Here is a 24,054-nt window from a genome sequence, read left to right as displayed (position 1 = left end):
AATAGCCGAATATCCTAATTTTTTCAATCGAATATACGGCTTATTTATTTATTTGCAACATTCTGCCTGAATCATTTTTGACCAGGGCATGTATTGATCTAAAATTCCAGGGTTTTGATGGATTCCGAGATTCGGTAGATCCATCAAAAGTTTCTTTATGTATTCGTAGAAATCAACGCCGTTACTTTTGGTCGTTTCTGCGATACTTAAACAAATGGCATTGGCTTTTGCGCCTGCTTCACTAACACTAAATAGCCAATTTTTTCTTCCTAGAACGTTGGGACGGATGGCATTTTCGGCTGGATTATTATCAATTTCAATGCACCCATCATTCAAGAATGCTTTGAGTCCATTTGCCCTGTTCAATGTGTATTCAGCTGCTTTCGCGAGGGCATTCTTTCCGTAGAATGGTGATTTTTCAACCCATTCAAGGAATTTATCTACAATTGGCTTCGAGTATTTTTGGCGTTTTTTTCTGCGCTTACTCGGGGACAAATGTTTAAACTTCCTTTCGAGTCGATATAAATCGTCACAATAGTTCACACCAATTTGCCCATTTTTGCTGTCTGCCTTCAACCAATAACGTCGAACATGCGCCCAACAATTTGCGAAGGTAATGCCTTCCAACTTATCATAGGCAGAATAGCCGTCACACACAATCGTTCCAGAAAAGCCGTCAATGAAACTTTCAAGGACGGATCGAGCCCGTGATAATGAACTTTGAAAGAGAATCATTGTTGGCCCCTGGCTTGGTACACTTCGATAACCCAATTATAGGCATTTGTTTGGCCTGATTTCCCATCGGACCGGTTGATGATTTGTCCATAAGTTTCATCGACATGTAAAATCGATTTAGCCATCATCAAATGCTTTATTCGATTGTAAATAGGGAATAACCAATCATGTGATGCACGAATGACCCAATTCGAAAGGTTCTTATCATTGGTATTTAGGCCATAACGATCCCATTCCTTTACCTGACGGTAAAGCGGTAAGTATTGTGAAAATTTATCATATATTACTTTGGCAAGTACGCTAGGACTTGCGATGCTTCGTTGAATAGGAGGCTGTGGTGCTTTACCACGTTTAATTTGCGCCTTTTGAAATGCATCGCCTTTGCAATTTTTACATTCATACGCGTGTTCAATGTGTTGAACTTTCTTCATTTTTGCCGGAATAAATTCTGCTTCTTCGCGTACGATTGTACTGCCAATTTCAATCATTTGTCCTTGGCAACAGTCACATTGCGTATTTTCAGGATGATAGTGAAGTGCCTCTACTTCGATATCATCACGTAATGAATCATTTCGTTTTTTCTTTTGAATAGTTCGAACAACAGTATAAGAAATGGTCTGTTAGCTTTGTTCTTCTGTGTGCTCAGTTTCTCTAAAAGACGGGTCATCATCAAATAATGACGCTTGCCCTTCTGGGGTATTATATCTCGATTTTTCTGTTTTAGAGCCATATAAGAGCTTTGTTAAGTGCCGAAGTTGTTGCGTTAACGCTTCATTCTGTTTCAACGATTGATCCAATTTTTTTGATAGTTCTTGGTTTTGTTGATTCGAATGAGCCAATTGCTCTTCAAGCAATCGAATTAATCTCTCAAATTGATTTTCACTCGTAGAAGAAACGTTCGTCACATCATTCACCACTCTTCGTTCGGATTTACTCCTCTTATTATAACGAGTTCGAACAGTGGAATAAAGATAAAATGAAGGGCTCTAACGAATTTAGAAGACACCTTTTGATGATGACTGAATTGCCTTTGGCTGCTGGATTGATAACCCTTCAAGGAGCCAGCGAAGCTCCTGTTGTGAAAGATTGCGTACTTCATTTTCATCTTTTGGCCATTGGAGTTTGCCGTTATCTAAACGTTTCTAAAGCATAGCGAAGCCATCACCGTCGAAATATAAACATTTATAGCGATCTTTACTCCATCCTGAAAATAAGAAAATGGAATCGCCATATGGATCAAGTTCGAAAGAATCTTGAATCAGTGTTGCCAGTCCATCAATGCCTTTTCGCATATCTGTCTCTCCGCAAATGATGTAAATATTTTCCACACTTGTATAGTCGTATTTCACAGATGTTTCAGCTCCCTCATAACCGTTTGGATGATGTGCTCATCCACGCCGTTGGAGAAAGAGATTTCTATGTTTGCCGTTTTGATCGTACATACGTTATTAGCTGAGGTTGTTGATGAAGTGGATGTATATGAAACTTTGTTTTCGGATTGCAATGTAACGGGGACAATTGTAAGTTTTTGTTGCAGCATTTGAAAAAGCACCTCCCTTAAATTGATACATTCATAGTACCAGGAGGCGCTGTGTGTTTATATGCGTTGTTTGATTGGGGGCTTACGGTATTTCCTCTGTTAAGTCACGTTTCATAATTAAATGATTTCGCTGTGTAACAAAACCTTTAGAAAGGAAATAATCGATTTCTTCTAAATCGTCAGATGGTTTAGTAAGACTAACTCGTACATTTTTATCAGGATAATTGTTTCTTAATTCACTAGCTCTTTTTCATGACCAACTTTAGTTACTTAATACCTTGAAACATCATATAGTATGAAGAATTTACAATTTGGTGGTGATGGATTATGTGTACTGTTAGTCTATGTATGATATTGAAAAATGAAGAAGAGGTATTACATCAATGTTTAAGTAGTGTAAAGGAAATTTGTGATGAAATTATTATTGTTGATACAGGTTCAACAGATAAGACCAAGGAAATAGCGAAGCAGTTCACTGATAAAATTATAGACTTTGAATGGATTGATGATTTTTCTTCTGCTAGAAACTTTGCTTTTAGTCATGCAACAATGGATTATATCTTATGGTTAGATGGGGATGACATTTTACTTGAAAAAGACCAGGAAAAATTTAAAACACTAAAGAATAATCTAGATGCATCAATTGATGCAGTCTCCATGATTTATACCATTGATCTCGATGAATATGGCAATCCGACCTTTAATTATAGGAGAAACCGTTTAGTTAAAAGAGAGAGAAATTTCAAATGGGTTGGTCCTGTCCATGAATATTTAGATGTTAGTGGTAATATTTTTCCTGCTGATATAGTAATTACTCATCGTAAATCTGATAAATCTAACCAATCTGTTCAAAGCGAGCGCAACCTTAAAATTTATGAAAACCGTCTGAATAATGGAGAAGAATTTACACCTAGGGATTTATTTTATTTTGCAAATGAATTAAAAGATCACGCTCAGTTTCAAAAAGCAATTAGTTATTATCAAGAATTCTTAGATACCAAAAAAGGGTGGATAGAAGATGAAATCCGCGCTTGTATTAATATTGCGGTTTGTTATAGAAACCTTGGTAACTTAGAAAAAGAAATAGAATCACTGGTTTTGTCGATTAAGTATGATATTCCGCGACCCGAAGTTTCTTGTCGATTAGGGGACCTTTATAAGGACAATAGAAGTTTTAAAAAGGCAATTATTTGGTACCGCTTAGCTCTTGAGATCGAGGAAGATAACAATCAAGGATTTAAGCAGCAAGCCTATTCAACATGGTATCCACATCTTCAGTTATGTGTTTGTCATTGGGAAATAGGGGACTTAGAAAGGTCTGTGGAACATAATAATCAAGCAAAAGTATATCGACCAAATGACTCTACCGTGAAGAGTAATGAAGAGTTTTTTAAAAACTATTTTAATAGGAATAAAAAGGAATAAATAATGATGTGCCAGTACGAATTTTTGCCGCCCCTCAATTCTTCCCATTGATGAGCGAGGGGTGAAAAACCAATAAGCTAAAGATTCCCTAAGAGCAATTTCGTAAGAGATATGTTTTTAATTCTTCACCTTCAAATACCCGGATATTATATACATTATCTATTCTGATGAAGTTTCCTAAGCTACAACTACATATTCGAAAATAAAAAAATCTCCATATGCAGGAGATTTAATAATTATTACCTTATTAATTCTAAAAGTTCCATAGTAATAGGGCTCCCCAGTTGTTCGAATCTACAGATTGTTAAATTGAACGTTAGAGCCCTGTGAACTTTCCGCCATATGTTTTCCTATCTATCCACCTAGACCGCTAGATATAGCTTGGAAACTGCTTTACAACTTCAATTTTGTGAGAGTTCCATATCCATTCGAAACTAATTTAATTTCTTAATGACAATAGAAGCGTTTATGTTTGTTTGTGTGCCTCCTGCCAAAGCTTGAAGGGTAACTGCTGCAGCTGAAGTGTGATTTCGAAGGGAAAGAACATCGCCAGCTGCTATGGCGATTATAGCCTGAACGTTGTTTTGCTGAGTGCCGGCACCTGAACCGTAGACAGTTCCCACAACCGGAGCGCCATTAAAAAAATAGTGCGAATTGGTTGGATTATACACCCAACACGGAGAAAGTAACCTCGTAGTCTCCTAGACGGGTAACTACAATTTGAGAGGTTCCGGGGGCATGCGTAATTCCAGCTGTAAGAAGACCATTTGTACTAAAATTAACATCCGCCTCTACCGCAACCGTTTGAGCATCTAAGTTGTAAATGTACGCGAATTCGGATAACCCACCTCCCGTTCCTTGGGGTCCCGTTGCGACTATTAGTCCTGCTATTCCTTGTGGTCCTATTGGTCCTAAAAGTCCTACGGTTCGTGCTCTAGTCTGTCAGATAATTCCCAAATACTAAAAAAGGAAATTCCAAGTAAAGAAAACCCCATAATTACTTTCATATTCTTTGATGATCTTGTAAAACGAGTTCTTTTTCAGTCCAAGTAACCTCAGTTCCCTTTTTTGCTACATCTATAGACTCCATAGTCTTTTTGATCATAAAATAAAAACCTGTCATATAAATGACAGCTACAGACTGTCGACAAATCCAAAAAAAATCGGATTTCTCGGCAGTCTTTTTTGTATAATTAAGTTGTAAAGTATTTAATGGGGTAAGGAAAAACTAACTAAAAATACTCAGATGAATCGGGACCAATTAGAAATGATTGCACTGGAACAACTTGTTCCTGCTAACCATTTGGTGCGTAAAATGGAAGCTGCTATCGATTTTTCATTTATTTATTCGCTAGTTCAAGATATGTATTCTTCAGAACGTGGTCGTCCCAGTATTGATCCTGTGGTATTAAGATGGCATTCATTCAATATACCTTCGGTATTCGATCTATGCGGAAAACATATAGAAGAAATTGAAACGAATCTAGCATATCGTTGGTTTTTAGGATTTGGATTTCACAATAAAGTCACACACTTTTCAACCTTCGGGAAAAATTATGAACGCCGTTTTAAGGATACAGATCTATTTGAACAGATCTTCTATCGTATATTGAGGGAAGCGACAGAGAAGAAGTTGGTAAAAGGTGATCATGTATTTATTGATTCAACACATGTAAAGGCAAGTGCAAATAAGAAAAAATACAAGGTAAAAGAAGTTCGTAAAGAAGCAAAAGCTTATGAAGCACGTCTTCAAGAAGAAATTAATAAGGACCTTGAGGACCATCGAAAGAAACCCTTTCCTCCGGATAAATTTGAAGAAGAAGAACATAAAGAAATTAAGGAAAGTACTACTGATCCAGAGAGTGGTTATTACGTTAAAGATGAGCGAACTAAACAGTATGCATACTTATTTCATGCTGCTTCTGACAGTAAGGGCTTTGTACTAGGAGCCATAGTCACACCATGGAATATTCACGATAGTGTCATCTTAGAGCCTCTACTCGAAAAGGTAATAGATAACCACGAAAAACCTGTTGCTGTCGCCGCTGATGCTGGATACAAAACACCTGCCATTGCTCAATACATATTTGAAAATGATATGACACCTGTTTTACCTTATACTCGCCCGCGGACTAAAGAAGGTTATTTAAAAAAGCATGATTATGTTTATGATGAACACCACGATTGTTATATTTGTCCGGAAGGACAAATTTTAAAATACACAACAACGACGAAGAAAGGGTATCGGCAATATGTTTCTAATCCAATTAAATGTCAAAACTGCCCATTACTTTCACAGTGTACCCAGAGTAAGGAACATAAAAAACTGATTCAGCGACATGTGTGGGAGAATTATTTAGAAGAAGCTGATCTTCTTCGTCAAACACAAGAGAATAAAAGTATCTATGCAAAACGTAAAGAAACAATTAAACGTGTATTTGCGGATGCTAAGGAAAAGCATGGTATGCGTTGGACAACCTTAAGAGGCCTAAAAAAATTGTCCATGCAAGCGATGCTTACTTTTGCTGCCATGAATTTGAAAAAGATGGCCAGTTGGACATGGAAAAGTCCAGAAATGGCGTAATAATGGGAATAGGATAGGTCTGAATTCTGCTCTTACGAGCAAAAATACTACAAAAAGGCACCCTAATGAATGATGAACTTATTCGGATGCCCTTTTGTCTACAATCTGAAACCTGTCATATAAATGACAGGTTAATTCCTTAATTGGAAATATTTTAGATGTGGCGGTTCATTTCCCGAATCGTTCACCTACCCAAGAATTACAATGCTGGAGGCTTATTAAGAAGGTGTATACGATAGACTGGCGCTAAATGAGAGTTGGGTGATATCAGCTGCTGAGGGATCAGTAGATGCAAGCGTCCTTACACGAATACCAATACGATCACCCGCTGCGACTGGTAATGATCCGACATTTATATTGGTTGCTGTACGGAAAGTACCAGGTGTAATGGTCGTATTCGGAAATCCAAATCTAACCGAGCTAGTCAGCGGAGTTGTCAGGTAAGGTGAAGAAAGATGATCAATCCCATTATTAGGAACTGAAGGTGCGACGAAAACTGTAAAATCATATTGCAGACCTAGAGTATTTATAGAAACCACTGAAGCAACCAATAAATCTGCGCTTATTTGTAAATTTTGAACGGTTCCCGCAAAGGGAATTGGGAAAGCAAAACCACCTGCTTCTGGTGGCATAGTTGATTCTCCAGAACCGTTAATAACTTCAACCGTGTGATTACCAAAACCCATTAAAATTGGAGCAGCTGATACTACTGTAGCACCACTAATGATTATACCCGTTGAAAATGGAATTAATCCTCCAGTTCCGGCTGGTCCCGTTGCCCCTGTTGCTCCGGCTGGTCCCGTTGCCCCTGTTGCTCCGGCTGGTCCCGTTGCCCCTGTTGCTCCGGCTGGTCCCGTTGCTCCTGTTGCTCCGGCTGGTCCCGTTGCCCCTGTTGCTCCGGCTGGTCCCGTTGCACCTGTTGCTCCGGCTGGTCCCGTTGCCCCTGTTGCTCCGGCTGGTCCCGTTGCCCCTGTTGCTCCGGCTGGTCCCGTTGCTCCGGCTGGTCCCGTTGCTCCTGTTGCTCCGGCTGGTCCCGTTGCCCCTGTTGCTCCGGCTGGTCCCGTTGCACCTGTTGCTCCGGCTGGTCCCGTTGCCCCTGTTGCTCCGGCTGGTCCCGTTGCCCCTGTTGCTCCGGCTGGTCCCGTTGCCCCTGTTGCTCCGGCTGGTCCCGTTGCCCCTGTTGCTCCAGCTGGTCCCGTTGCCCCTGTTGCTCCGGCTGGTCCCGTTGCTCCGGCTGGTCCCGTTGCCCCTGTTGCTCCGGCTGGTCCCGTTGCTCCGGCTGGTCCCGTTGCTCCGGCTGGTCCCGTTGCCCCTGTTGCTCCGGCTGATCCCGTTGCCCCTGTTGCTCCGGCTGGTCCCGTTGCCCCTGTTGCTCCGGCTGGTCCCGTTGCCCCTGTTGCTCCGGCTGGTCCCGTTGCTCCGGCTGGTCCCGTTGCCCCTGTTGCTCCGGCTGGTCCCGTTGCTCCGGCTGGTCCCGTTGCCCCTGTTGCTCCGGCTGGTCCCGTTGCTCCGGCTGGTCCCGTTGCCCCTGTTGCTCCGGCTGGTCCCGTTGCTCCGGCTGGTCCCGTTGCCCCTGTTGCTCCGGCTGGTCCCGTTGCTCCGGCTGGTCCCGTTGCTCCGGCTGGTCCCGTTGCTCCGGCTGGTCCCGTTGCTCCGGCTGGTCCCGTTGCCCCTGTTGCTCCGGCAGTTCCTGTTGCCCCTGTTGCTCCAGCTGGTCCTGTTGCTCCAGCAGTTCCTGTTGCTCCTTTTGCTCCGGCTGGTCCCTGTGGTCCTATTTCACCTCTTGCTCCGACAGGTCCCTGTGGTCCCATTTCACCTCTTGCTCCGGCTGGTCCCTGTGGTCCCATTTCACCTCTTGCTCCGGCAGGTCCCTGTGGTCCCATTTCACCTCTTGCTCCGGCTGGTCCCTGTGGTCCCATTGCTCCTCTTGCTCCGGCGGCTCCTCTTGCTCCAGGAGGTCCTGGTGGTCCAGCAGGTCCTCTTGCTCCTCTAGAGCCACGCTCTTTTTTGCACTGACAGTCTCTCTTGTCACAATGTGAGCAACGATCTTTTTTGCACTGACAATCTCTCTTGTCACAACGTGAGCAACGATCTTTTTTGCACTGACAATCTCTCTTGTCACAACGTGAGCAACGATCTTTTTTGCACTGACAATCTCTCTTGTCACAATGTGGGCAACGTTCTTTACTCATGGCATCTTATTTTTAGCTGTGTTAGGTTTCTTTCCCCATTTTTTTCCTTCACAAACCATTTCTCCTTTCTTGTTTGATACATTTATATCGAACAAGAGTAAAGACCGGAACGGCTACTACACATGGATCGGGAGAAAATAGGCGTTAATCTGATTTACATTCGTATGATTTAATAGTGAAAAACATAATCATCGAAAAACCAGTATCAATTTTATTCACAAAAAACGGCGAATAATAAGTTATCTGCTATTTTTTATTGGACTCATTTAAACTTACCTTATTGAGCTATTCTGCCCCGTTTGTTCAATTTGAAAAAGCTGCCCCAATGACGACTCTGATCTTAAACTCAAGCACCGTTAGCCATCCATGAAGAGCAAAAACCAGCGCTTCACCACAGAGAATGAAAATGGTTATGAACCGTCAATACTGATTCTACGGCTGGGAGAGGAAGGTCGCTTAACTATGGTGCGTGAGAGCCCATCCGTTAGTCTGACTCCAACGACCTCGGTGCATCACAGACTGTCGCTCCCTTACGGGAAGCACTCATAGTAGATTAATCCTATTCTGGTTGCTGCACCAGCCTCTAATTATATTCATTGCCGTAGAAAGGATGTTTTCAATGGAAGTAGTCATTGAAAGAGCATGCGGTATGGATGTCCATAAGGACAATATTACTGCCTGCATTATGACACCAGAAGGAAAGGAGATTCAAACGTTTTCGACTAAAACTGTATTTCTATTACAGTTGGTTGATTGGATTAAACAGCACAATTGTACCCATGTTGCCATGGAGAGTACGAGTGTATATTGGAAGCCAATCGTTAATTTACTAGAGGCTGAAGATATTGAGTTTTTAGTGGTGAATGCTCAACACTTGAAAGCTGTTCCTGGACGCAAAACCGATGTTAAGGATGCTGAATGGATTGCTAAACTTCTACGTCACGGACTCTTAAAAGCTAGTTATATTCCAGATCGAAATCAACGGGAACTGCGTGAACTAGTTCGATATCGTCGGAGTATCATTGAAGAACTAGCTAGACAACATAATCGAATTCAAAAAGTGTTAGAGGGTGCAAACATTAAGTTAGGCTCTGTGGTTTCAGACGTTTTGGGCGTTTCTGCTCGGGACATGCTCAACGCTATTATCGAAGGCGAAGAAGATCCTGAAAAATTGGCAAACTTTGCTCGACGCACAATGAAAAAGAAGAAAGATGAACTGGAACTAGCACTTAAAGGTTATATCAATCCACATCAACGGTTAATGTTAAAAACCATTTTAAAGCACATTGATTTTCTCACTGAACAAATTGATATGTTGGATCAAGAAGTATCTCAAAGAGTCAGTGCTTATCAAGAAGATATAGATCGGTTAGACTCAATTCCAGGTATATCTAAGAAAATGGCTGAACAAATGTTATCGGAGATAGGTACAAATGTTAAAAAGCAATTCCCAAGTGCTCCTCATATGTGTTCCTGGGCTGGATTAGTTCCTGGACATAACGAAAGTGCAGGAAAAAGGAAATCCGCTAAAACCAAAAAAGGAAACAAATATTTAAGGTCAGCTTTAACTGAAGCAGCTCATTCTGTTAGAGGATCTAAAAACTATCTCGGAGCACTGTATAGGCGTACAGCATCACGAAAAGGCAAAAAACGTGCAGGAATTGTAGTCGCTCACGCAATATTACGCATCTCTTATTATCTTTTGACCCGTAAAGAAATGTATGTAGATTTAGGTGAAGACTACTTTGATAAGCAAAAACATCAATCTATTGTTAGGCATTCACTTCGAAGACTTGAAAGTTTAGGATACACAGTTACTCTACAAGAATCTGAAGCATCTTGATCTAGTCAATTTACCTTCAATAAGAGAGATCATGTTTAGGAGCTCTCCCCTTTAAAAAAAAATCAAATGAGCTGCGTCTTCTTTAGTATTGCCATTTTACGAAAGTTACAGAAGTTTATTTTCATGGTAGACACTCATGTCGCTTTCGCGACACCATCAAATGAATGAAAATGTTTTTATACTAGTCTAGTTCCCTCTCCTCCTGTCAATCCTGTTAATACGGCTGGCGAAGGAAGGTCGTTAAACTATGGTGCTTTTGAGCCCGCATGGTAGACTGATTCATTACGACCAGGTGCACCACAAATTGTTGCTCTCTGTTGAGAAGCACGCAGGATAGATTAATCTTATATGGTTGTTGCACCAGCCCTAATTTACTTCAGCCTAGGAAGGGTTTTTATAATGGATGTTGTATATAATCGCTGTTGTGGACTTGATGTCCACAAAAAAAGTATTACTGCTTGCGCAATTACACAAAAAGGGAAAGAAATCGAAACCTTCGGCACTATGACACATGATCTTTTCGAATTGGTAGATTGGATTAAAAGTAAACGATGTACTCACGTTGCGATGGAAAGTACAGGCGTATATTGGAAACCCATTTACAATCTATTAGAACTAGAGGAAATACAACCGATGGTTGTAAATGCTGCTCATATTAAGGCTGTACCAGGTCGTAAAACCGATGTTAAAGATGCAGAATGGATTGCGAAATTGCTACGCCATGGTCTACTTCAACACAGTTATATTCCTAATCGAGAGCAAAGAGAGTTGCGTGAGTTAGTTCGATACAGACGAAGTCTCATTGAAGAAAGGGCTAGGGAGATTAGTAGAATCCAAAAGGTGTTAGAAGGTGCCAATATCAAACTTTCTTCGGTTGCGACTGACATTATGGGTGTATCAGGTCGAGCAATAATTGAAGCGATTATTAATGGTGTCAATAATCCAGAGACGTTATCAAACTTAGCTAAAGCAAGATTGAAGAAAAAAAAGGATGATTTAGAACGTGCTTTAGTAGGATCCGTTGGACCCCATCAAAAAATGATGTTAAAAACCCAACTTTCACACATTGATTTTATGGATCAACAAATTGAATTGTTGAGCGAAGAAGTAACGAAACGAATGCAACCTTATGAAGAAGATATTGAACTACTTGATTCTATTCCTGGAATAGGTCGAGGTCACGCTGAACAGCTCATGGCTGAGATTGGTATTGGCATAGATATTTCAAAGCAATTTCCTTCAGCTCCTCATTTATGTTCATGGGCTGGAATGGTTCCAGGTAACAATGAAAGTGCTGGAAAAAAAAGTCTGGAAAAACGAGAAAAGGAAATAAAAAATTACGAGCAGCACTTGTTGAAGCAGCACATTCAGCTGCAAGGACAAAAAATACCTATCTTTCATCCCAATACCAACGTTTATCAGCAAGAGTTGGGAAAAAACGGGCAGCAGTTGCGGTTGGACATACCATTTTAACCATTGCGTATCACATGTTAAACAAAAGAGTTCCATATATTGAGTTGGGAGCGGATTACTTCGACAGACGAAAGAAAGAAATCGTGATTAAACAATCAATAAGGCGATTAGAGACTCTTGGCTGTAAGGTTACAATTGAAGCTATTGCGTAATTATAGTTGAAAAATATAGTTAGTTACCCCATCCAGATCTTTTAAAAAAATTGGATTTTACTGGGGTCTAGTTTCCTATTGTCTAAAACACTCTTTTCCCATTTTTTATTTTCAGGATAGTATGTTAATACACAGGCCCCATTATATTATCACCGGATCGGGGACCGTCCCTCATCCATAGTTAACACTCATCAGATGTTTTTCAGGATTAGATTCAAGCGGTTTGTTCGCTCACCTTTTTCGTCTTCTGATGCTAAGTCATACTTTTTTAACAGGTGAAATACTTCATTTAATAGCTCTTGTGAATGCTCATTTTTAAAGAAGCGTTCGAATAATGGCTTCATTTCCTCGGGTAAAAAAGCCGCTTGCGATTCATATTTACTTTGGACATCGGACTGTGAATGATTTAGCTTGCATTCGCTCATGCAAATTCCTCCTTAACTTCGCTATTACTAGAATAACAGAAAACCCATTCCTATTATGAGAATGGGTTTTGTTTTTTAGACTTAATTATTTAATCTCCGTCACTTCCAGGACATCCAATAGGAAAACAAACACCGGGATTCCGACAATCAGCCCCCAAACACCAAAAAAGTGCTCTGAAAAAATTAACACGATAAACGTATAAAATACGGGCAGGTTTGTTTTTGATGACATTAAATTCGGGTTTAAAATATAGGCTTCGATTCCGTGAACAATCAAAACAGCGAGTCCGATATAAAGCACCTTCATCATTCCGCCGATACTATAGGCAATGATGGATAGCGGAATTAACGAAAGAATTACCCCTGCAACAGGAATCAAGCCCAATAAGAAAATCATGATGGATAGTCCGCCCAGTTGCGGAAAACCCAGGATCCATAAGGAAATCGTTGTTAATGTACAGTTAACAACAGCAATAATTAATTGGGCTTCAATCACTTTACCGAACGTTCTTGCAAATTTCCGGGCAAAAAATTCAACTTCTTCGTAAATCGATGCTATTTTGCTCGTCTTGAATTTCTTTGTAAATGCAATCAAACGAGGTTTTTCCAATAAGAAGAATAAGCTCATCAAAATCGCCAAAAGTACTTGCAAACCAAACTTACTAATATCCGTAAAATATTTGATGATAAAGGTAAATCCTTGCTCCAGGTAATTAGAAATTTGGATTTTTTCTACACGGGTAACCAAATAATTCAAAAAAGAGTTTTCATGCTTTTTCGTATAAAAAACGGTTAGCTGCCTAATCAGCTCCCTTATTTCTGTCGCAATAAGCGGTAAATACATGACCAGTGCATATGACAGCAATCCGACAATAACGGCGTAGGAAATAACTACTGTCAATTTCCGGTTTATTGGTATTTTCCCCTCAATAAATTTAACCAGCCGATCCATTAAAAATGTGAAAATAAACGTAAATAAAATTAAGTTAATCATGTCTTTCATCGCATATAAAACGATAGCAATGAAAATAAAAATTAAAATCCTTTTAAAACCGCTGCTTTGAATAAGTTTATTCACCATACGCTATTTTCTAACCTCATTTTTGTTCAATTAATAAAATGATAAAAATTTCACAATATATTTATTATACCAAATTAGTACATATTTGTTACTTCTAAAGAAATATCAAAGTGAAATTTTTACAACTTTCTACTATAGAAGTTAGAAATGAACCGGGGAAATTGTCCGGTCAATCGGTATGCACTCATAATGCTGTTTACTTAAATAATCCAGGAGCTTCGGTAATTGGGCAAGTGTCTCTTTTTTCTCATGCATAAGGATCACAATTGGTCCCGGCTTACTTGCTCTCTTCTGTAATTGCTCAATGACACTATCGACAAAGCGGGCATCTCTGTAAAACCAATCCTTACTATCAATATTCCAATCCCACATTAAATAGCCATTATCAAAAACGGCCTTCTTTTCTTCAGGTGTCAAATCAGGAACGCTGCCATAGGGTGTCCTGATCAAAACAGAATCAACGCCCGTAATTTCTTTTAATGTATTACGGTCCTGATTCATTTCTCCTAGAACTGAATCTACTGATGCATAAAATAGTTTTCGGTTATGGGTAACGCCATGGAGTCCGACACTTTCTCCCATTTTGACCATAAGCCTTGCGGAGTCCGGATATTTCCTAATATTCCCATCAAGCATAAAGAATGTTGCTTTAAAGTGATACTGCTCTAACAGTGCAATGATTTGACCGGAAAAGCTTTCAGGCCCATCATCAAATGTTAAATAAACAGTTTTGGGGGAAGTATTCGCCGATTGTGTATTTTGTTCCGGTTCACCTGCATTTGGCTCTGATAGCGGTTTTGTACCGGCTGAGTCATTTACAACAGGTTTTTCTGCAGGTACAGGATTATTTACAGGATTATTTACAGGATTATTTTCCGGTACATTATTAGTCTCTTGAACTGTTTTTTGCCGATTCTCTATATACGCTTCATTTTGCTTACGGCGAATTACTTCTTTTTCCACCTTAGAACCATGGGCTAATTGTGCAACTTTTTCTACCCCGTGACTTTGAGTCAGATTTGTTTTTTGCTGATTAATAGGTTCATTGCCTGCGGCTTTTGCACGTAAATAATGATTTACAACTATTCCTGCAATCAAGAACCCTCCGACAAAAAAGAGAAGCACTATCCCTTTCGTCCATCCGCTTTTTAGTATCCCCATTTTCCAATCCCTCTTTGTTGTAATATTTATTTTCTTTTAATTATAGACGATTTTTTCCAAAATTTGCTTCTAATATTTTAAAAATATTACAAATCTATTAAAAAACAATTTTACTAGAATAGATATAGGGAATTGGGCACAAAAAAACCGAACCAACGAATAAAGTGGGTTCGGCCATACTTGACTCTTAAACAAAATTCTTCACACTATTGTTTCTTCCAAACTTATACGTAGCAATTAGGAAAAATGCAAGAGCAAATGCTATTAAAATCATAAAGTTAAGATACAAGCTTCCCAATTGACTTCCGTGCTGCAGTTTACTGATCGTATCTAACGTCCAATGCTGAGGCATAAAATCGGCGATCTTTTGCACAGCCGTTGGCATTATTTCTACCGGCCAGAAGCAGCCTGCCAGTAAGCATGACGGGGTAAAAACTAAGTTTTGTAATGCACCTGCCGAGCCGGAAGTGCTTGCAAACGAAACAATCATTAATGACAGCCCAACTGCGACTAAGGCAAACATAATCAAGACGATGGCCATTTCCCAGAAAGGAACATGCATTTCTATATGAAAGATGTTGGTAATAAAGAATAAAGTAAAAAGGATTTGGGCCAACATAACGGTCATATTAACAGCGATATTTGCTAACACATATTTTCTAGCATTAATCGGCGTGGAGAGTAAGCGAAAGTAGGTTCTATTTTCTTTTTCTTTTATAATGATCTCTGCAAAATTTCCTGCTGACATTAGCATAATCATGATTAAAAAGCCGATTGTCTGATAGGTCATATCTTTATTTTTCGATGTGTCCTCTAACGATTTCGCGGTAAGCTTGAACTCAGCTTGTTGATACCTTGTGTACATTTTATTAAAAGTCGCCGAATCTCCATTGGATGCTTTACTGATACTAACAATATTATCGAGATAATTATACAAATACGACTTTACAAAGGCGGTTATTTGCGCCCCTTTAATCGAAACAATTTGAATGTTTCTCGGGTGTCCATGTAAAATGCTTTCTGAGAAGCCTTGATTAAGCGTTATAGCGCAATCAAGTGTACCTGAAGTAATTTTATCGTTGACTTCCGATTCTTTTAGTTTTGTTACATGAACATTCTTCAAGCTCTCTAAAAAATGGATTGTATCACCCGCAATCTGCTGCTGATCCTGATTGATAACCCCTACCTTAAGTGTCTGCTGTCCTGAACCTCCATAGGCAAGAAAGGAGATAAAGATTCCGATTAACGGCATGCCGAAATAGATTATGATGTTTCGTTTCTTTCTAAAGGTCACACTCAATATTTTTTTCATCAGCCAAAAAATATCCTTCATCATAACCCCTCCCGTCTTTGTAAGGAAATGAGGGCAATGCCCAAAAATAGTAGCGAGATTCCCAGATTTAAGCTAATTGTCGGGATTGCCGCTGTGAAATCATTGGCATAAATGATTTTTGTTATCGCATTATTCATCCACGATAGAGGGGAAAGCTTTGTAATGATGTTCATAATTCCCGTCGGATTCTCGATTTTGAAATAGGCGCCGCCAAAGAAAGAGGATATTTGAATAACGATCATCACAACCGTTCTTGCAGCCTCCCCTGTTTTAGTGATGTAGCTTATTCCTAACCCAAAGCTAACAGCCAGGAATACTTCTGTCAGTAGCACCAAAAGCACTATGCCAACATGATCGCCCCAATTCGCCTTAAAAGCAAAATGACTAAAGCCGACAACAGCCAATAGGCAAAGAGCATTCATTACGAGACAGCCAAGGATCTTTCCGAGAAAAATTTCACCCTTTTTAACCGGTGCCGCTGCCAGACGTAACGCTGTATTTCTTACTCTTTCCCCGCGTATTAGTGTACTTGCATAAACCGCTCCATAAAGAGCAATCATCGTTGTCATCGCCATGGCATAATAGTCCATCGAGCCGGGCTCTTTTGCCGCCTGCAACGATCTTTCCTTTATAAAATTGTGTTCTGTCCCGCTTGTCACCGCTGTACTTACCTTTGATGCATCAACACCGGCAACGGCAGCTGCCACATTATATTTATCGGCAAAAGCTACCAGCATCCCTTGGATAATGCTATCCTCAATATTGTTTCGATTATTTCCGTACAACGTGATTCCTTCTTTTGTAAGCTCAACATAGGCAGTATAATTATTTTCCTTTACTTCTTTTTTACCATCGATGCTGTCAGCTGCCTCTTTAAAATGGACATCTGATTTTCCCGCCTGTTTTGTGAAAGCTTGAAAGTAGGAGTTTAATTCCGGTCCTGCTGAAGTTTTATATAAAACATGGATATCACCAACTGAAACCTTGCTATCAAAGACATTTGAAAATGCCGTTCCTAAAATCAACATTAAAACAATAGGAAATGCCAGCATGAAAACGAATGTACGAACATTGCGAAATGATTGTTTGATTTCCTTTAAAGCAATCGTTAATGTGTTCAAAGGATAGTCCCTCCTTTCTTTAAAAATTAATCACGTAAATTTCTACCCGTAAGTGTTAAAAATACCGTTTCTAAGTTTGGTTCTTTTTCTTCCAGTGAACTAATTTCGATATTATGATTAATTAAATGCTGAATAATTTTATTTAAATTATTTACTTCAATATCTGAATTGATTTTAATAAAGTTTTCTTCAAGTTGAACTGATTTTACTCCTGTAATTTCCTTGATTAAATCTGCATTAATTTTTTCAGCTGTTTTAACCTCTATCCAAACATCCTTCGTATTGGTGATAATGGCAATTAATTGTTCCTTCGTTCCTTCTGCAATCACTTTGCCATGGTCGACAATCGCGATTTTTGTACAAATTTCTTCGACTTCTTCCATGTAGTGACTTGTGTAAATAATTGTACAGCCCATTTCATTTAATTTTCGGACGGATTGCAAAATATAATTCCTTGATTGCGGATCAATCCCGACTGTCGGCTCATCCATAATAATCAGTTTTGGCCGGTGGGCAATGGCACAGGCGATATTCAATCTCCTTTTCATCCCGCCTGAAAAATTCTTTGGATATTCTTTATGCTTGTCACTTAGCCCAACAAACTGTAAAGCCTCATCCACCCGTTCCGTTAATTTTGCACCGCGTAATCCATATAAACCTGCAAAAAACCGTATATTTTCAGCTGCCGTCAAATCCTCATAAATGGCCAGATCCTGCGGGACAATTCCGATATTCATTTTGGCAAATTTACTGTTTTTCGCGATATTCTTACCAAGGATCTTGATTTCGCCATCATTAATCCGTAATAGTCCTGCAATCATATTGATCGTCGTACTTTTACCGGCGCCATTGGCGCCTAAAAACCCGAATATTTCACCTTCTGCAATGGATAAGGAAATATTGTCAACTGCAATGAAGTCAGCAAATTTCTTTGTTAGGTTTTTCAATTCTAATACGTTCATCATTGATATCACCTCTCGCTCTTTATGTATTTAGTATAAAAAAAAGGATGATTCTGCATAAGTGCAGTAATTCATCCTTTTCACATGAGAATCTTCATATTTTTTTATTAAAGCCTCTGTTAAACTTTCCTGTTGATTTCTGCTCCAATCAACATAATGAGCAAAATCAACAATGAGCTTTAACATTGCCTTATTAAAAATTTCATCACTAGATCGGGAGCAGCATCGTAACCGAGAATCCCTCAGTGCCATCCACGATAATCGTTCCATTAATGGAGGCTGTTCGTTCCTCCATGCCGACGATTCCCAGACCCTTTTTGATTTTTTGAACCCCTTTGCCATTATCCTTTATTACCACCTTGACCATGGTATTCAGCACATGTAATTCGAGGGAAATGACCGTCGCATCAGAATATTTAAGGGCATTGGTCATAGCTTCCGTCAAGTTCTCGTGAATGATTTTCCATTGGATGGGCGTGATCCGATCCATATTCCCCTTAAAGGTAATAGGAGTATGAATGGTATGCTTGGTTGAAAAATCATCAATGAATAATTTCAGGCGGTTGATCCCCATTTGTTCTGTAGGCGGCTTCAAATTTTTCAAGGTAATTCTAATGTTTTCAATTCCTACTTTAGAAATATTTATCGCGTTTTGCAGAAGTTCTTGCGCTTTTTCTTTGTCCGTATTGATCAGCCGCTTTGATGCTTCCATTTGAATTAACGCCCCCGTCATCGAATGGCCGATTTTATCATGAAAGACCTGGGCGAGTCGGTTCCGCTCTTCTAATTTAAACGTATATTCAGACTGTCTGATGAACTCTTTGTTTTCATTGAAGCTCTTCGATAATTTCTGCATGTCTTTTCTCATATTGTCTAATTGGTTTTCTTGATGGTGAATTCGTGTGGTAAACTGCTCGAGCATCGTAAATATCATAAAACTAAATACGGCCACAAGACCGTATTGGTAGGCTTCCGTGTTATCAATCCAAATAATCGGCAACAGCACCAATACAAACAAAGTTATTTTTTTGTCGATATAATAAGCGGATAATTCGCATAGACTTAACGGCAACAGCAAGAGAAACAAAGACTGTACTTCATAATAGGTAACCACTAGTTGAATAATCGATAATAGAAGAAGGATTTTTTTTCCCATTTCTATTTTCACAATATAAATAGCTACATTAATACAGAGATATAACAGAAAAGAAAATACAACCCAAGGGATATTGGTTATCGCTGAATCAATATACGTTACGGCAATGTACACTAATAGGACAAGTTTACAAATAATTATCCAGAATTCCATCCTTCATCCCTCAGCTAGTTAACTTTTCCGGTTAAGTAGAAAATCGCAATTTGCGTGCGATGGCTAAGACCTGTTTTTCCTAAAATCGAGGTAATATAGTTAGCGATGGTCCCTTCCGAAATAAACAGCTGTTTCGAAATCTCCTTGTTTGATAGTCCCTTTGCAATCAAGGACATAATATCAAGCTCTCTTTCCGTAAAAAGGCTGGAATCTACTTTGCTTTCAGGTTTATTTTCTCCTAAATTTGCTTTTATTTTATCGAGAACAACCTCCTGCATCACGGTGTTGCCGTTAAATACGCTTTTAATTGCGTCGCGAATTTGTTCGGGATCATTATTTTTCAATAGATACCCCTTTGCCCCGTTTTTGATGGCATCAAGAATATATTCATCATCATCGAAGGTCGTTAAGATCAACGGCTTCGTCTTTGTTTGTTCCGTAATCAATTTTGTCGCCTCTACACCGTTCATATTCGGCATCCGAACATCCAGCAGCGCCACGTCAACTTCATGCTTTTTACAAAACGACAAGGCCTCAAGTCCATCATTAACGGTCTCCAATACCTCAAACTCTTCGTATGTACTTAAGATAATTTTCATACCCTCACGAATAAAGGAATTATCATCGGCAATAATTACTTTTATTTTCATTAAGCTCCCATCACATCCTTCAATGGTTGTGTTTGTCTTAACTGATTATTTCTACGTTTACATTATTCATGCCCCAACTTATTTAATACCATATAATTTGCATTTTTCATAGAAGCTGGTTTTACTGATTTGCAGTAACTTTGCTGCCTCAAGCTTATTTCCTTGTGTGATCCTTAGGACGTTTTGAATCGATTGTTTTTCAGCTTGTGCGACCGTTTCTTTTAATGGCTGAACGGGAAAAACGGAAGGATTATTTGCCGGTTCGGATGATAACTTTTGATGCATCCACTGATTTTCTTCATGGTCATGGAGGTAAAGCGGCAGGTGAATCAGCTCAATTGTTTTGCCATCCAAGACATTAATGGCTCTCTCTAACACATTCTCCAGCTCACGGATATTTCCCGGCCACATATGATTCTGAAGTCTCTCAATGACTTCAGTTGATAATGTAATATCCTTGCTAAGGAATTTTCGACCAAGCTTTTTTAATAAATGCCTGCCAATGATTTCGATATCTTCTTTCCGTTCTCGAAGCGGAGGAATTTCTATTTTAATAACATTCAAACGATAATATAAATCTTGGCGAAACTTCCCTTCCTGCACCATTTTTTCTAAATCCCTGTGTGTTGCTGCAATCACCCGGACATCGGCAGGAATTGATTTTTGACCGCCAATTCGCTGAACTTCTTTTTCTTGCAGGACTCTTAAAAGCTTACTTTGCATCGAAAGGGGCATATCGCCTATTTCATCAAGAAAAATCGTACCGAAATTGGCGTTTTGAAATTGTCCTTTTTTTCCGCCTTTTTTGGCACCGGTAAATGCCCCTTCCTCATAGCCAAATAATTCCGACTCCAATAATTGCTCCGGAATGGAGGCGCAATTAATAGGAACAAACGGGAATGCTGCACGAGTGCTATTGGAGTGGATCGCATGAGCAAATAATTCCTTACCGGTACCGGATTCCCCCAATAATAACACCGAAGATTGACTTCCTGAAACTCTCTCTGCCAGTTTTTTTGAAGCCAAAAATGCTTGACTGTTACCAATTAAATCGTTAAAGCTGTACTTACTTTTCAGCTCTTTTTCGAACCGGTTTTTGTAATAGGTTAGCTCTTCCATAAGAGACTGTATTTTTGTCCGGAAGTGCCGCCATTCCTCGGGATTACGAAACATCACCGTTCCGATGGCACCCACCCGTTCTCCATCGACGATAAGCGGAAAACGGTTCGCAATCATTTCGCTCCCATTAATGGATTGAACTGCTGCCAGCTCAGCATTACCGGTTTGAGCAACAATATGCATACGCGTGTTCTCGATGACATCCTGTACAGGTCTCCCAATTGCCAATTCAACCGTTGTCCCGATAAATTCACAATATGCTTTATTAATATATTGAATGATTCCTTGCCGATCGACCAAGACAAACTGTTCTGCTGCCAGATTAATAATTTCTTCAAGCCAGTTATAGGGAATATGAGCAAGTCCGTTCATCGTATTTCTCACCTTCATGACATGATAGTTCTATTATAGCAGAGGATTTTTTTAAAAATCAGGCTCTGTTAAACTTGCCTGTTGATTTCCGCTCCAGGCACTCGCTTTCCGCGGGCGGTCGGGAGCCTCCTCAAGCATTAAGCCTGTGGTGTCTCCCTTGACCTGCTTTTCCGCAGGACATTGAATAAGCTTCCACGAATACTCACCGCACGAAGAAAATGCGATAGCATTTTCGAGGAGTCTCGCGCCTTCCGCTCCAATCAACATAGTGAGCAAAATCAACAATGATCTTTAACATAGCCTAAAATTTAAAAAAGAACCCGTACAGGGTTCCGAGACGATGTTTATTGCGCCGTATAGCCTCCATCCAGAACAACCGCCTGCCCGGTGACTCCCCTTGCTTTATCACTGGCTAAAAAGACGGCGTAATCTGCAATTTCCTCAACCGAGAGCAGTCTTTTTTGCGGAACAAGCGGGAAGATCACTTCTTCCATAACACTGTCGAGTCCAACATTTCTCGTTGCAGCTAAATCTTTTAACTGATTTCTAACTAGCGGAGTATCAACATATCCGGGGCACAGTGCATTTACCGTTATTCCATGTTCCGCCCCTTCCAATGCCGCTACTTTTGTTAAGCCAATTACCCCGTGCTTTGCACTATTGTAGGCTGCTTTTCCGGCAAAACCGACCAGTCCATTAATTGAGGCCATGTTAATGATTCTTCCAAATCCTTGCTTCTTCATATATGGGAATACGTTTTTAATCCCAATAAAAGGGGCAGTCAGCATAACATTAATCAATAACTTAAATTTTTCCGTCGGAAATTCTTCAATGGCTGATATATATTGCAGGCCTGCATTATTGACCAAAATATCGATACGATCAAAGGTTTGATAGGCCTTTTCAATACTCCTTTTAAAGGCCTCCTCATCCGTAACATCACAAGGGGCGGCTAATGCCTGAAACCCTTGTGATGTAAACTCAGCTGTCACCTTTTCAGCTGCCTCCATATTTACATCTGAAATGATAACCTTGGCCCCTTCCTTTGCAAAGGTTTTGGCAACTTCAAGCCCTATTCCGCTGGCTGAACCTGTAATAAAGGCTGTTTTTCCTTCTAAAAGCTTACCCATGGATGATTCACTCCCTTTTATACAATAGAGTAATTATTGTTGGTTCGACATTAATTGCGGACTCACTGTAAATTGAGCCTCGGTCTTTTCTTGAACTTCCTTAATTGATACACCCTTCTGCAATTCTATTAAAATCATTCCTTGCTCATTAAAATCAAAAACAGCCAAATCAGTTATTAATCTGTTGACAACGTTTTTTCCTGTCAAAGGCAGATCGCATTTTGGTTTTACTTTTGATTCCCCATGCTTATTGACATGCTCCATGACAACAACAACCCTTTTAGCCCCGTTGACAAGGTCCATGGCACCGCCCATCCCTTTAATCATCTTCCCCGGTATCATCCAATTGGCAAGATCGCCGGTTTCGGACACCTCCATACCACCAAGGATAGCTAAATCGATATGACCGCCGCGAATCATTGCAAACGACTCGGCGCTATCAAAATAGGAGGAGCCGGGAACAACTGTAACTGTTTCCTTTCCTGCATTGATTAAATCCGGGTCTACTTCTTCTGAAAGCGGATATGGACCAATTCCTAACAACCCATTTTCCGATTGGAGCAATACACTGTATTCGGGGGGAATTTCATTTGCCAGTAGTGTCGGCATCCCAATACCCAAATTAACATTCATACCGTCTTTTATTTCCAGCCCTGCCCGCTTTATGATTGTTTGTCGTACATCCATCGAACAAATTCTCCTCTCTATGCTTGAATAACCATTCTTCGTTCAATTCGCTTTTCGTAATTTTCCCCTGCTAAAACCCGCTGTACATATATGCTCGGTGTATGGATTTGGTCAGGATTTAGTTCACCAATCTCCACCATTTCCTCAACCTCTGCAATCGTTATTTTCCCTGCCATCGCTGCAAGCGGATTAAAATTTCGTGCCGTTTTCTGATACACCAAATTCCCCAAAGGATCTGCCTTCCAAGCCTTTACGAGAGCAAAATCTCCGACAATTCCTTTTTCAAGAATAAATGTTTTCCCATCAAACTCTTTATGTTCTTTCCCTTCGGCAACAGGTGTCCCTACACCCGTTGCCGTATAGAAACCGGGAATTCCGGCGCCGCCCGCCCGGATTCGTTCGGCAAGTGTTCCTTGAGGGACAAGCTCTACTTCTAATTCACCGCTTAAAAATTGACGTTCAAAAATCTTGTTTTCTCCCACATAAGAGGAAATCATTTTCTTAATCTGTCTATTCGCTAATAAAAGCCCAAGTCCCCAATCATCCACACCACAGTTATTGCTGACAATGGTTAAGTCTTTTACCCCTTTTTCCCGTAAAGCTAAAATTGCCTTCTCAGGTATCCCGCAAAGACCAAACCCTCCTACAATAATGGTCGCACCGTCCTGAATATCTTGAATAGCAACCTCGAAGGAATCAATTATTTTTCCACTATCCATTTTATTCTCACCTTTCTACTAATCTATTTTTTGAATTCTAA

19 protein-coding genes and 2 pseudogenes are annotated in these 24,054 nt (G+C 40.0%); 5 read left to right on the top strand and 16 right to left on the bottom strand.

The window, feature by feature from the left end; all coding sequences use genetic code 11:
* Positions 1-48: 48 nt before the first annotated feature.
* Both tnpC and tnpB read right to left on the bottom strand, forming a co-directional pair.
* A pseudogene (gene tnpC / locus AC3ANV_RS04060) lies at positions 49-1,640 on the bottom strand (IS66 family transposase).
* Between the two features lie 90 nt (positions 1,641-1,730).
* Positions 1,731-2,027 (bottom strand): annotated as a pseudogene (tnpB, locus tag AC3ANV_RS04055) (IS66 family insertion sequence element accessory protein TnpB).
* A 126-nt stretch (positions 2,028-2,153) separates the two neighbouring features.
* Here tnpB and AC3ANV_RS04050 point away from each other — a divergent pair.
* Both AC3ANV_RS04050 and AC3ANV_RS04045 read left to right on the top strand, forming a co-directional pair.
* Complete coding sequence (locus tag AC3ANV_RS04050; protein WP_488312396.1) at positions 2,154-2,279, top strand: hypothetical protein; 126 nt, start codon at positions 2,154-2,156, stop codon at positions 2,277-2,279.
* A 323-nt stretch (positions 2,280-2,602) separates the two neighbouring features.
* Entirely contained in the window at positions 2,603-3,700 is a 1,098-nt protein-coding gene (locus AC3ANV_RS04045; RefSeq protein ID WP_488312395.1) for a glycosyltransferase family 2 protein, read from the top strand.
* Between the two features lie 434 nt (positions 3,701-4,134).
* Here AC3ANV_RS04045 and AC3ANV_RS04040 read toward each other — a convergent pair whose 3' ends face one another.
* Entirely contained in the window at positions 4,135-4,323 is a 189-nt protein-coding gene (locus AC3ANV_RS04040; protein ID WP_488312394.1) for a hypothetical protein, read from the bottom strand.
* A gap of 644 nt (positions 4,324-4,967) precedes the next feature.
* Between AC3ANV_RS04040 and AC3ANV_RS04035 the strand changes: the two genes are divergently transcribed.
* Positions 4,968-6,284: an IS1182 family transposase gene (locus AC3ANV_RS04035; RefSeq protein ID WP_488312393.1), complete on the top strand. Its 1,317-nt coding sequence runs from the start codon at positions 4,968-4,970 to the stop codon at positions 6,282-6,284.
* Positions 6,285-6,502: 218 nt separating this feature from the next.
* Here the strand turns inward: AC3ANV_RS04035 and AC3ANV_RS04030 are convergent, their stop codons facing one another.
* Positions 6,503-8,203: a hypothetical protein gene (locus AC3ANV_RS04030; RefSeq protein WP_488312392.1), complete on the bottom strand. Its 1,701-nt coding sequence runs from the start codon at positions 8,201-8,203 to the stop codon at positions 6,503-6,505.
* An 892-nt stretch (positions 8,204-9,095) separates the two neighbouring features.
* Between AC3ANV_RS04030 and AC3ANV_RS04025 the strand changes: the two genes are divergently transcribed.
* Together AC3ANV_RS04025 and AC3ANV_RS04020 are read left to right on the top strand one after the other, a co-directional pair.
* Entirely contained in the window at positions 9,096-10,319 is a 1,224-nt protein-coding gene (locus AC3ANV_RS04025) for an IS110 family RNA-guided transposase (protein WP_488312391.1), read from the top strand.
* 399 nt (positions 10,320-10,718) lie between these two features.
* On the top strand, positions 10,719-11,792 hold the full coding sequence (locus tag AC3ANV_RS04020) for an IS110 family RNA-guided transposase (protein WP_488312390.1): 1,074 nt from the start codon (positions 10,719-10,721) through the stop codon (positions 11,790-11,792).
* A 343-nt stretch (positions 11,793-12,135) separates the two neighbouring features.
* Here the strand turns inward: AC3ANV_RS04020 and AC3ANV_RS04015 are convergent, their stop codons facing one another.
* The 12 genes from AC3ANV_RS04015 to AC3ANV_RS03960 form a co-directional block, all read right to left on the bottom strand.
* Entirely contained in the window at positions 12,136-12,369 is a 234-nt protein-coding gene (locus AC3ANV_RS04015) for a hypothetical protein (RefSeq protein WP_488312389.1), read from the bottom strand.
* Between the two features lie 85 nt (positions 12,370-12,454).
* Positions 12,455-13,450 carry an AI-2E family transporter gene (locus tag AC3ANV_RS04010; protein WP_488312388.1) on the bottom strand — a complete coding sequence of 332 codons (996 nt, stop codon included), beginning with the start codon at positions 13,448-13,450 and terminating at the stop codon, positions 12,455-12,457.
* 141 nt (positions 13,451-13,591) lie between these two features.
* Positions 13,592-14,611, bottom strand: a complete 1,020-nt coding sequence (locus AC3ANV_RS04005) for a polysaccharide deacetylase family protein (protein ID WP_488312387.1) — start codon at positions 14,609-14,611, stop codon at positions 13,592-13,594.
* Positions 14,612-14,798: 187 nt separating this feature from the next.
* Positions 14,799-15,944: an ABC transporter permease gene (locus tag AC3ANV_RS04000; protein WP_488314126.1), complete on the bottom strand. Its 1,146-nt coding sequence runs from the start codon at positions 15,942-15,944 to the stop codon at positions 14,799-14,801.
* Positions 15,944-17,065, bottom strand: coding sequence for an ABC transporter permease (locus tag AC3ANV_RS03995; protein WP_488312386.1), 1,122 nt, complete (start codon positions 17,063-17,065; stop codon positions 15,944-15,946). The genes AC3ANV_RS04000 and AC3ANV_RS03995 overlap by 1 nt, the downstream gene beginning before the upstream one ends.
* A 26-nt stretch (positions 17,066-17,091) precedes the next feature.
* Positions 17,092-18,027 carry an ABC transporter ATP-binding protein gene (locus AC3ANV_RS03990; RefSeq protein WP_488314125.1) on the bottom strand — a complete coding sequence of 312 codons (936 nt, stop codon included), beginning with the start codon at positions 18,025-18,027 and terminating at the stop codon, positions 17,092-17,094.
* A gap of 208 nt (positions 18,028-18,235) precedes the next feature.
* Positions 18,236-19,336 (bottom strand): sensor histidine kinase, encoded by a 1,101-nt coding sequence (locus AC3ANV_RS03985; protein ID WP_488312385.1) that lies wholly within the window; start codon positions 19,334-19,336, stop codon positions 18,236-18,238.
* A 14-nt stretch (positions 19,337-19,350) separates the two neighbouring features.
* Complete coding sequence (locus tag AC3ANV_RS03980) at positions 19,351-19,986, bottom strand: response regulator transcription factor (RefSeq protein WP_488312384.1); 636 nt, start codon at positions 19,984-19,986, stop codon at positions 19,351-19,353.
* A 78-nt stretch (positions 19,987-20,064) separates the two neighbouring features.
* Complete coding sequence (locus tag AC3ANV_RS03975; RefSeq protein WP_488312383.1) at positions 20,065-21,477, bottom strand: sigma-54 interaction domain-containing protein; 1,413 nt, start codon at positions 21,475-21,477, stop codon at positions 20,065-20,067.
* Between the two features lie 344 nt (positions 21,478-21,821).
* Positions 21,822-22,607, bottom strand: a complete 786-nt coding sequence (locus AC3ANV_RS03970) for a 3-hydroxybutyrate dehydrogenase (protein WP_488312382.1) — start codon at positions 22,605-22,607, stop codon at positions 21,822-21,824.
* 33 nt (positions 22,608-22,640) lie between these two features.
* Positions 22,641-23,294: a 3-oxoacid CoA-transferase subunit B gene (locus tag AC3ANV_RS03965; RefSeq protein ID WP_488312381.1), complete on the bottom strand. Its 654-nt coding sequence runs from the start codon at positions 23,292-23,294 to the stop codon at positions 22,641-22,643.
* A gap of 17 nt (positions 23,295-23,311) precedes the next feature.
* Complete coding sequence (locus tag AC3ANV_RS03960) at positions 23,312-24,013, bottom strand: CoA transferase subunit A (RefSeq protein ID WP_488312380.1); 702 nt, start codon at positions 24,011-24,013, stop codon at positions 23,312-23,314.
* Positions 24,014-24,054 lie beyond the last annotated feature (41 nt).

It is taken from the genome of Neobacillus sp. DFD-2R, from assembly GCF_057747865.1.
This window is presented reverse-complemented; position numbering and strand designations above follow the sequence as displayed.

Bases quoted from the DNA above. Each gene is read 5' to 3' on its own strand.
- AC3ANV_RS03980 (WP_488312384.1), bottom strand. From the start codon at position 19,986: ATGAAAATAAAAGTAATTATTGCCGATGATAATTCCTTTATTCGTGAG.
- AC3ANV_RS03985 (WP_488312385.1), bottom strand. From the start codon at position 19,336: ATGGAATTCTGGATAATTATTTGTAAACTTGTCCTATTAGTGTACATT.
- AC3ANV_RS04050 (WP_488312396.1), top strand. From the start codon at position 2,154: ATGTTTGCCGTTTTGATCGTACATACGTTATTAGCTGAGGTTGTTGAT.
- AC3ANV_RS04000 (WP_488314126.1), bottom strand. From the start codon at position 15,944: ATGAAGGATATTTTTTGGCTGATGAAAAAAATATTGAGTGTGACCTTT.
- AC3ANV_RS04045 (WP_488312395.1), top strand. From the start codon at position 2,603: ATGTGTACTGTTAGTCTATGTATGATATTGAAAAATGAAGAAGAGGTA.
- AC3ANV_RS04025 (WP_488312391.1), top strand. From the start codon at position 9,096: ATGGAAGTAGTCATTGAAAGAGCATGCGGTATGGATGTCCATAAGGAC.
- AC3ANV_RS04030 (WP_488312392.1), bottom strand. From the start codon at position 8,203: ATGGGACCACAGGGACCAGCCGGAGCAAGAGGTGAAATGGGACCACAG.
- AC3ANV_RS04020 (WP_488312390.1), top strand. From the start codon at position 10,719: ATGGATGTTGTATATAATCGCTGTTGTGGACTTGATGTCCACAAAAAA.
- AC3ANV_RS03970 (WP_488312382.1), bottom strand. From the start codon at position 22,607: ATGGGTAAGCTTTTAGAAGGAAAAACAGCCTTTATTACAGGTTCAGCC.
- AC3ANV_RS04015 (WP_488312389.1), bottom strand. From the start codon at position 12,369: ATGAGCGAATGCAAGCTAAATCATTCACAGTCCGATGTCCAAAGTAAA.
- AC3ANV_RS04010 (WP_488312388.1), bottom strand. From the start codon at position 13,450: ATGGTGAATAAACTTATTCAAAGCAGCGGTTTTAAAAGGATTTTAATT.
- AC3ANV_RS04005 (WP_488312387.1), bottom strand. From the start codon at position 14,611: ATGGGGATACTAAAAAGCGGATGGACGAAAGGGATAGTGCTTCTCTTT.
- AC3ANV_RS03965 (WP_488312381.1), bottom strand. From the start codon at position 23,294: ATGGATGTACGACAAACAATCATAAAGCGGGCAGGGCTGGAAATAAAA.
- AC3ANV_RS04035 (WP_488312393.1), top strand. From the start codon at position 4,968: ATGATTGCACTGGAACAACTTGTTCCTGCTAACCATTTGGTGCGTAAA.
- AC3ANV_RS03960 (WP_488312380.1), bottom strand. From the start codon at position 24,013: ATGGATAGTGGAAAAATAATTGATTCCTTCGAGGTTGCTATTCAAGAT.
- AC3ANV_RS03990 (WP_488314125.1), bottom strand. From the start codon at position 18,027: ATGAACGTATTAGAATTGAAAAACCTAACAAAGAAATTTGCTGACTTC.
- AC3ANV_RS03975 (WP_488312383.1), bottom strand. From the start codon at position 21,477: ATGAACGGACTTGCTCATATTCCCTATAACTGGCTTGAAGAAATTATT.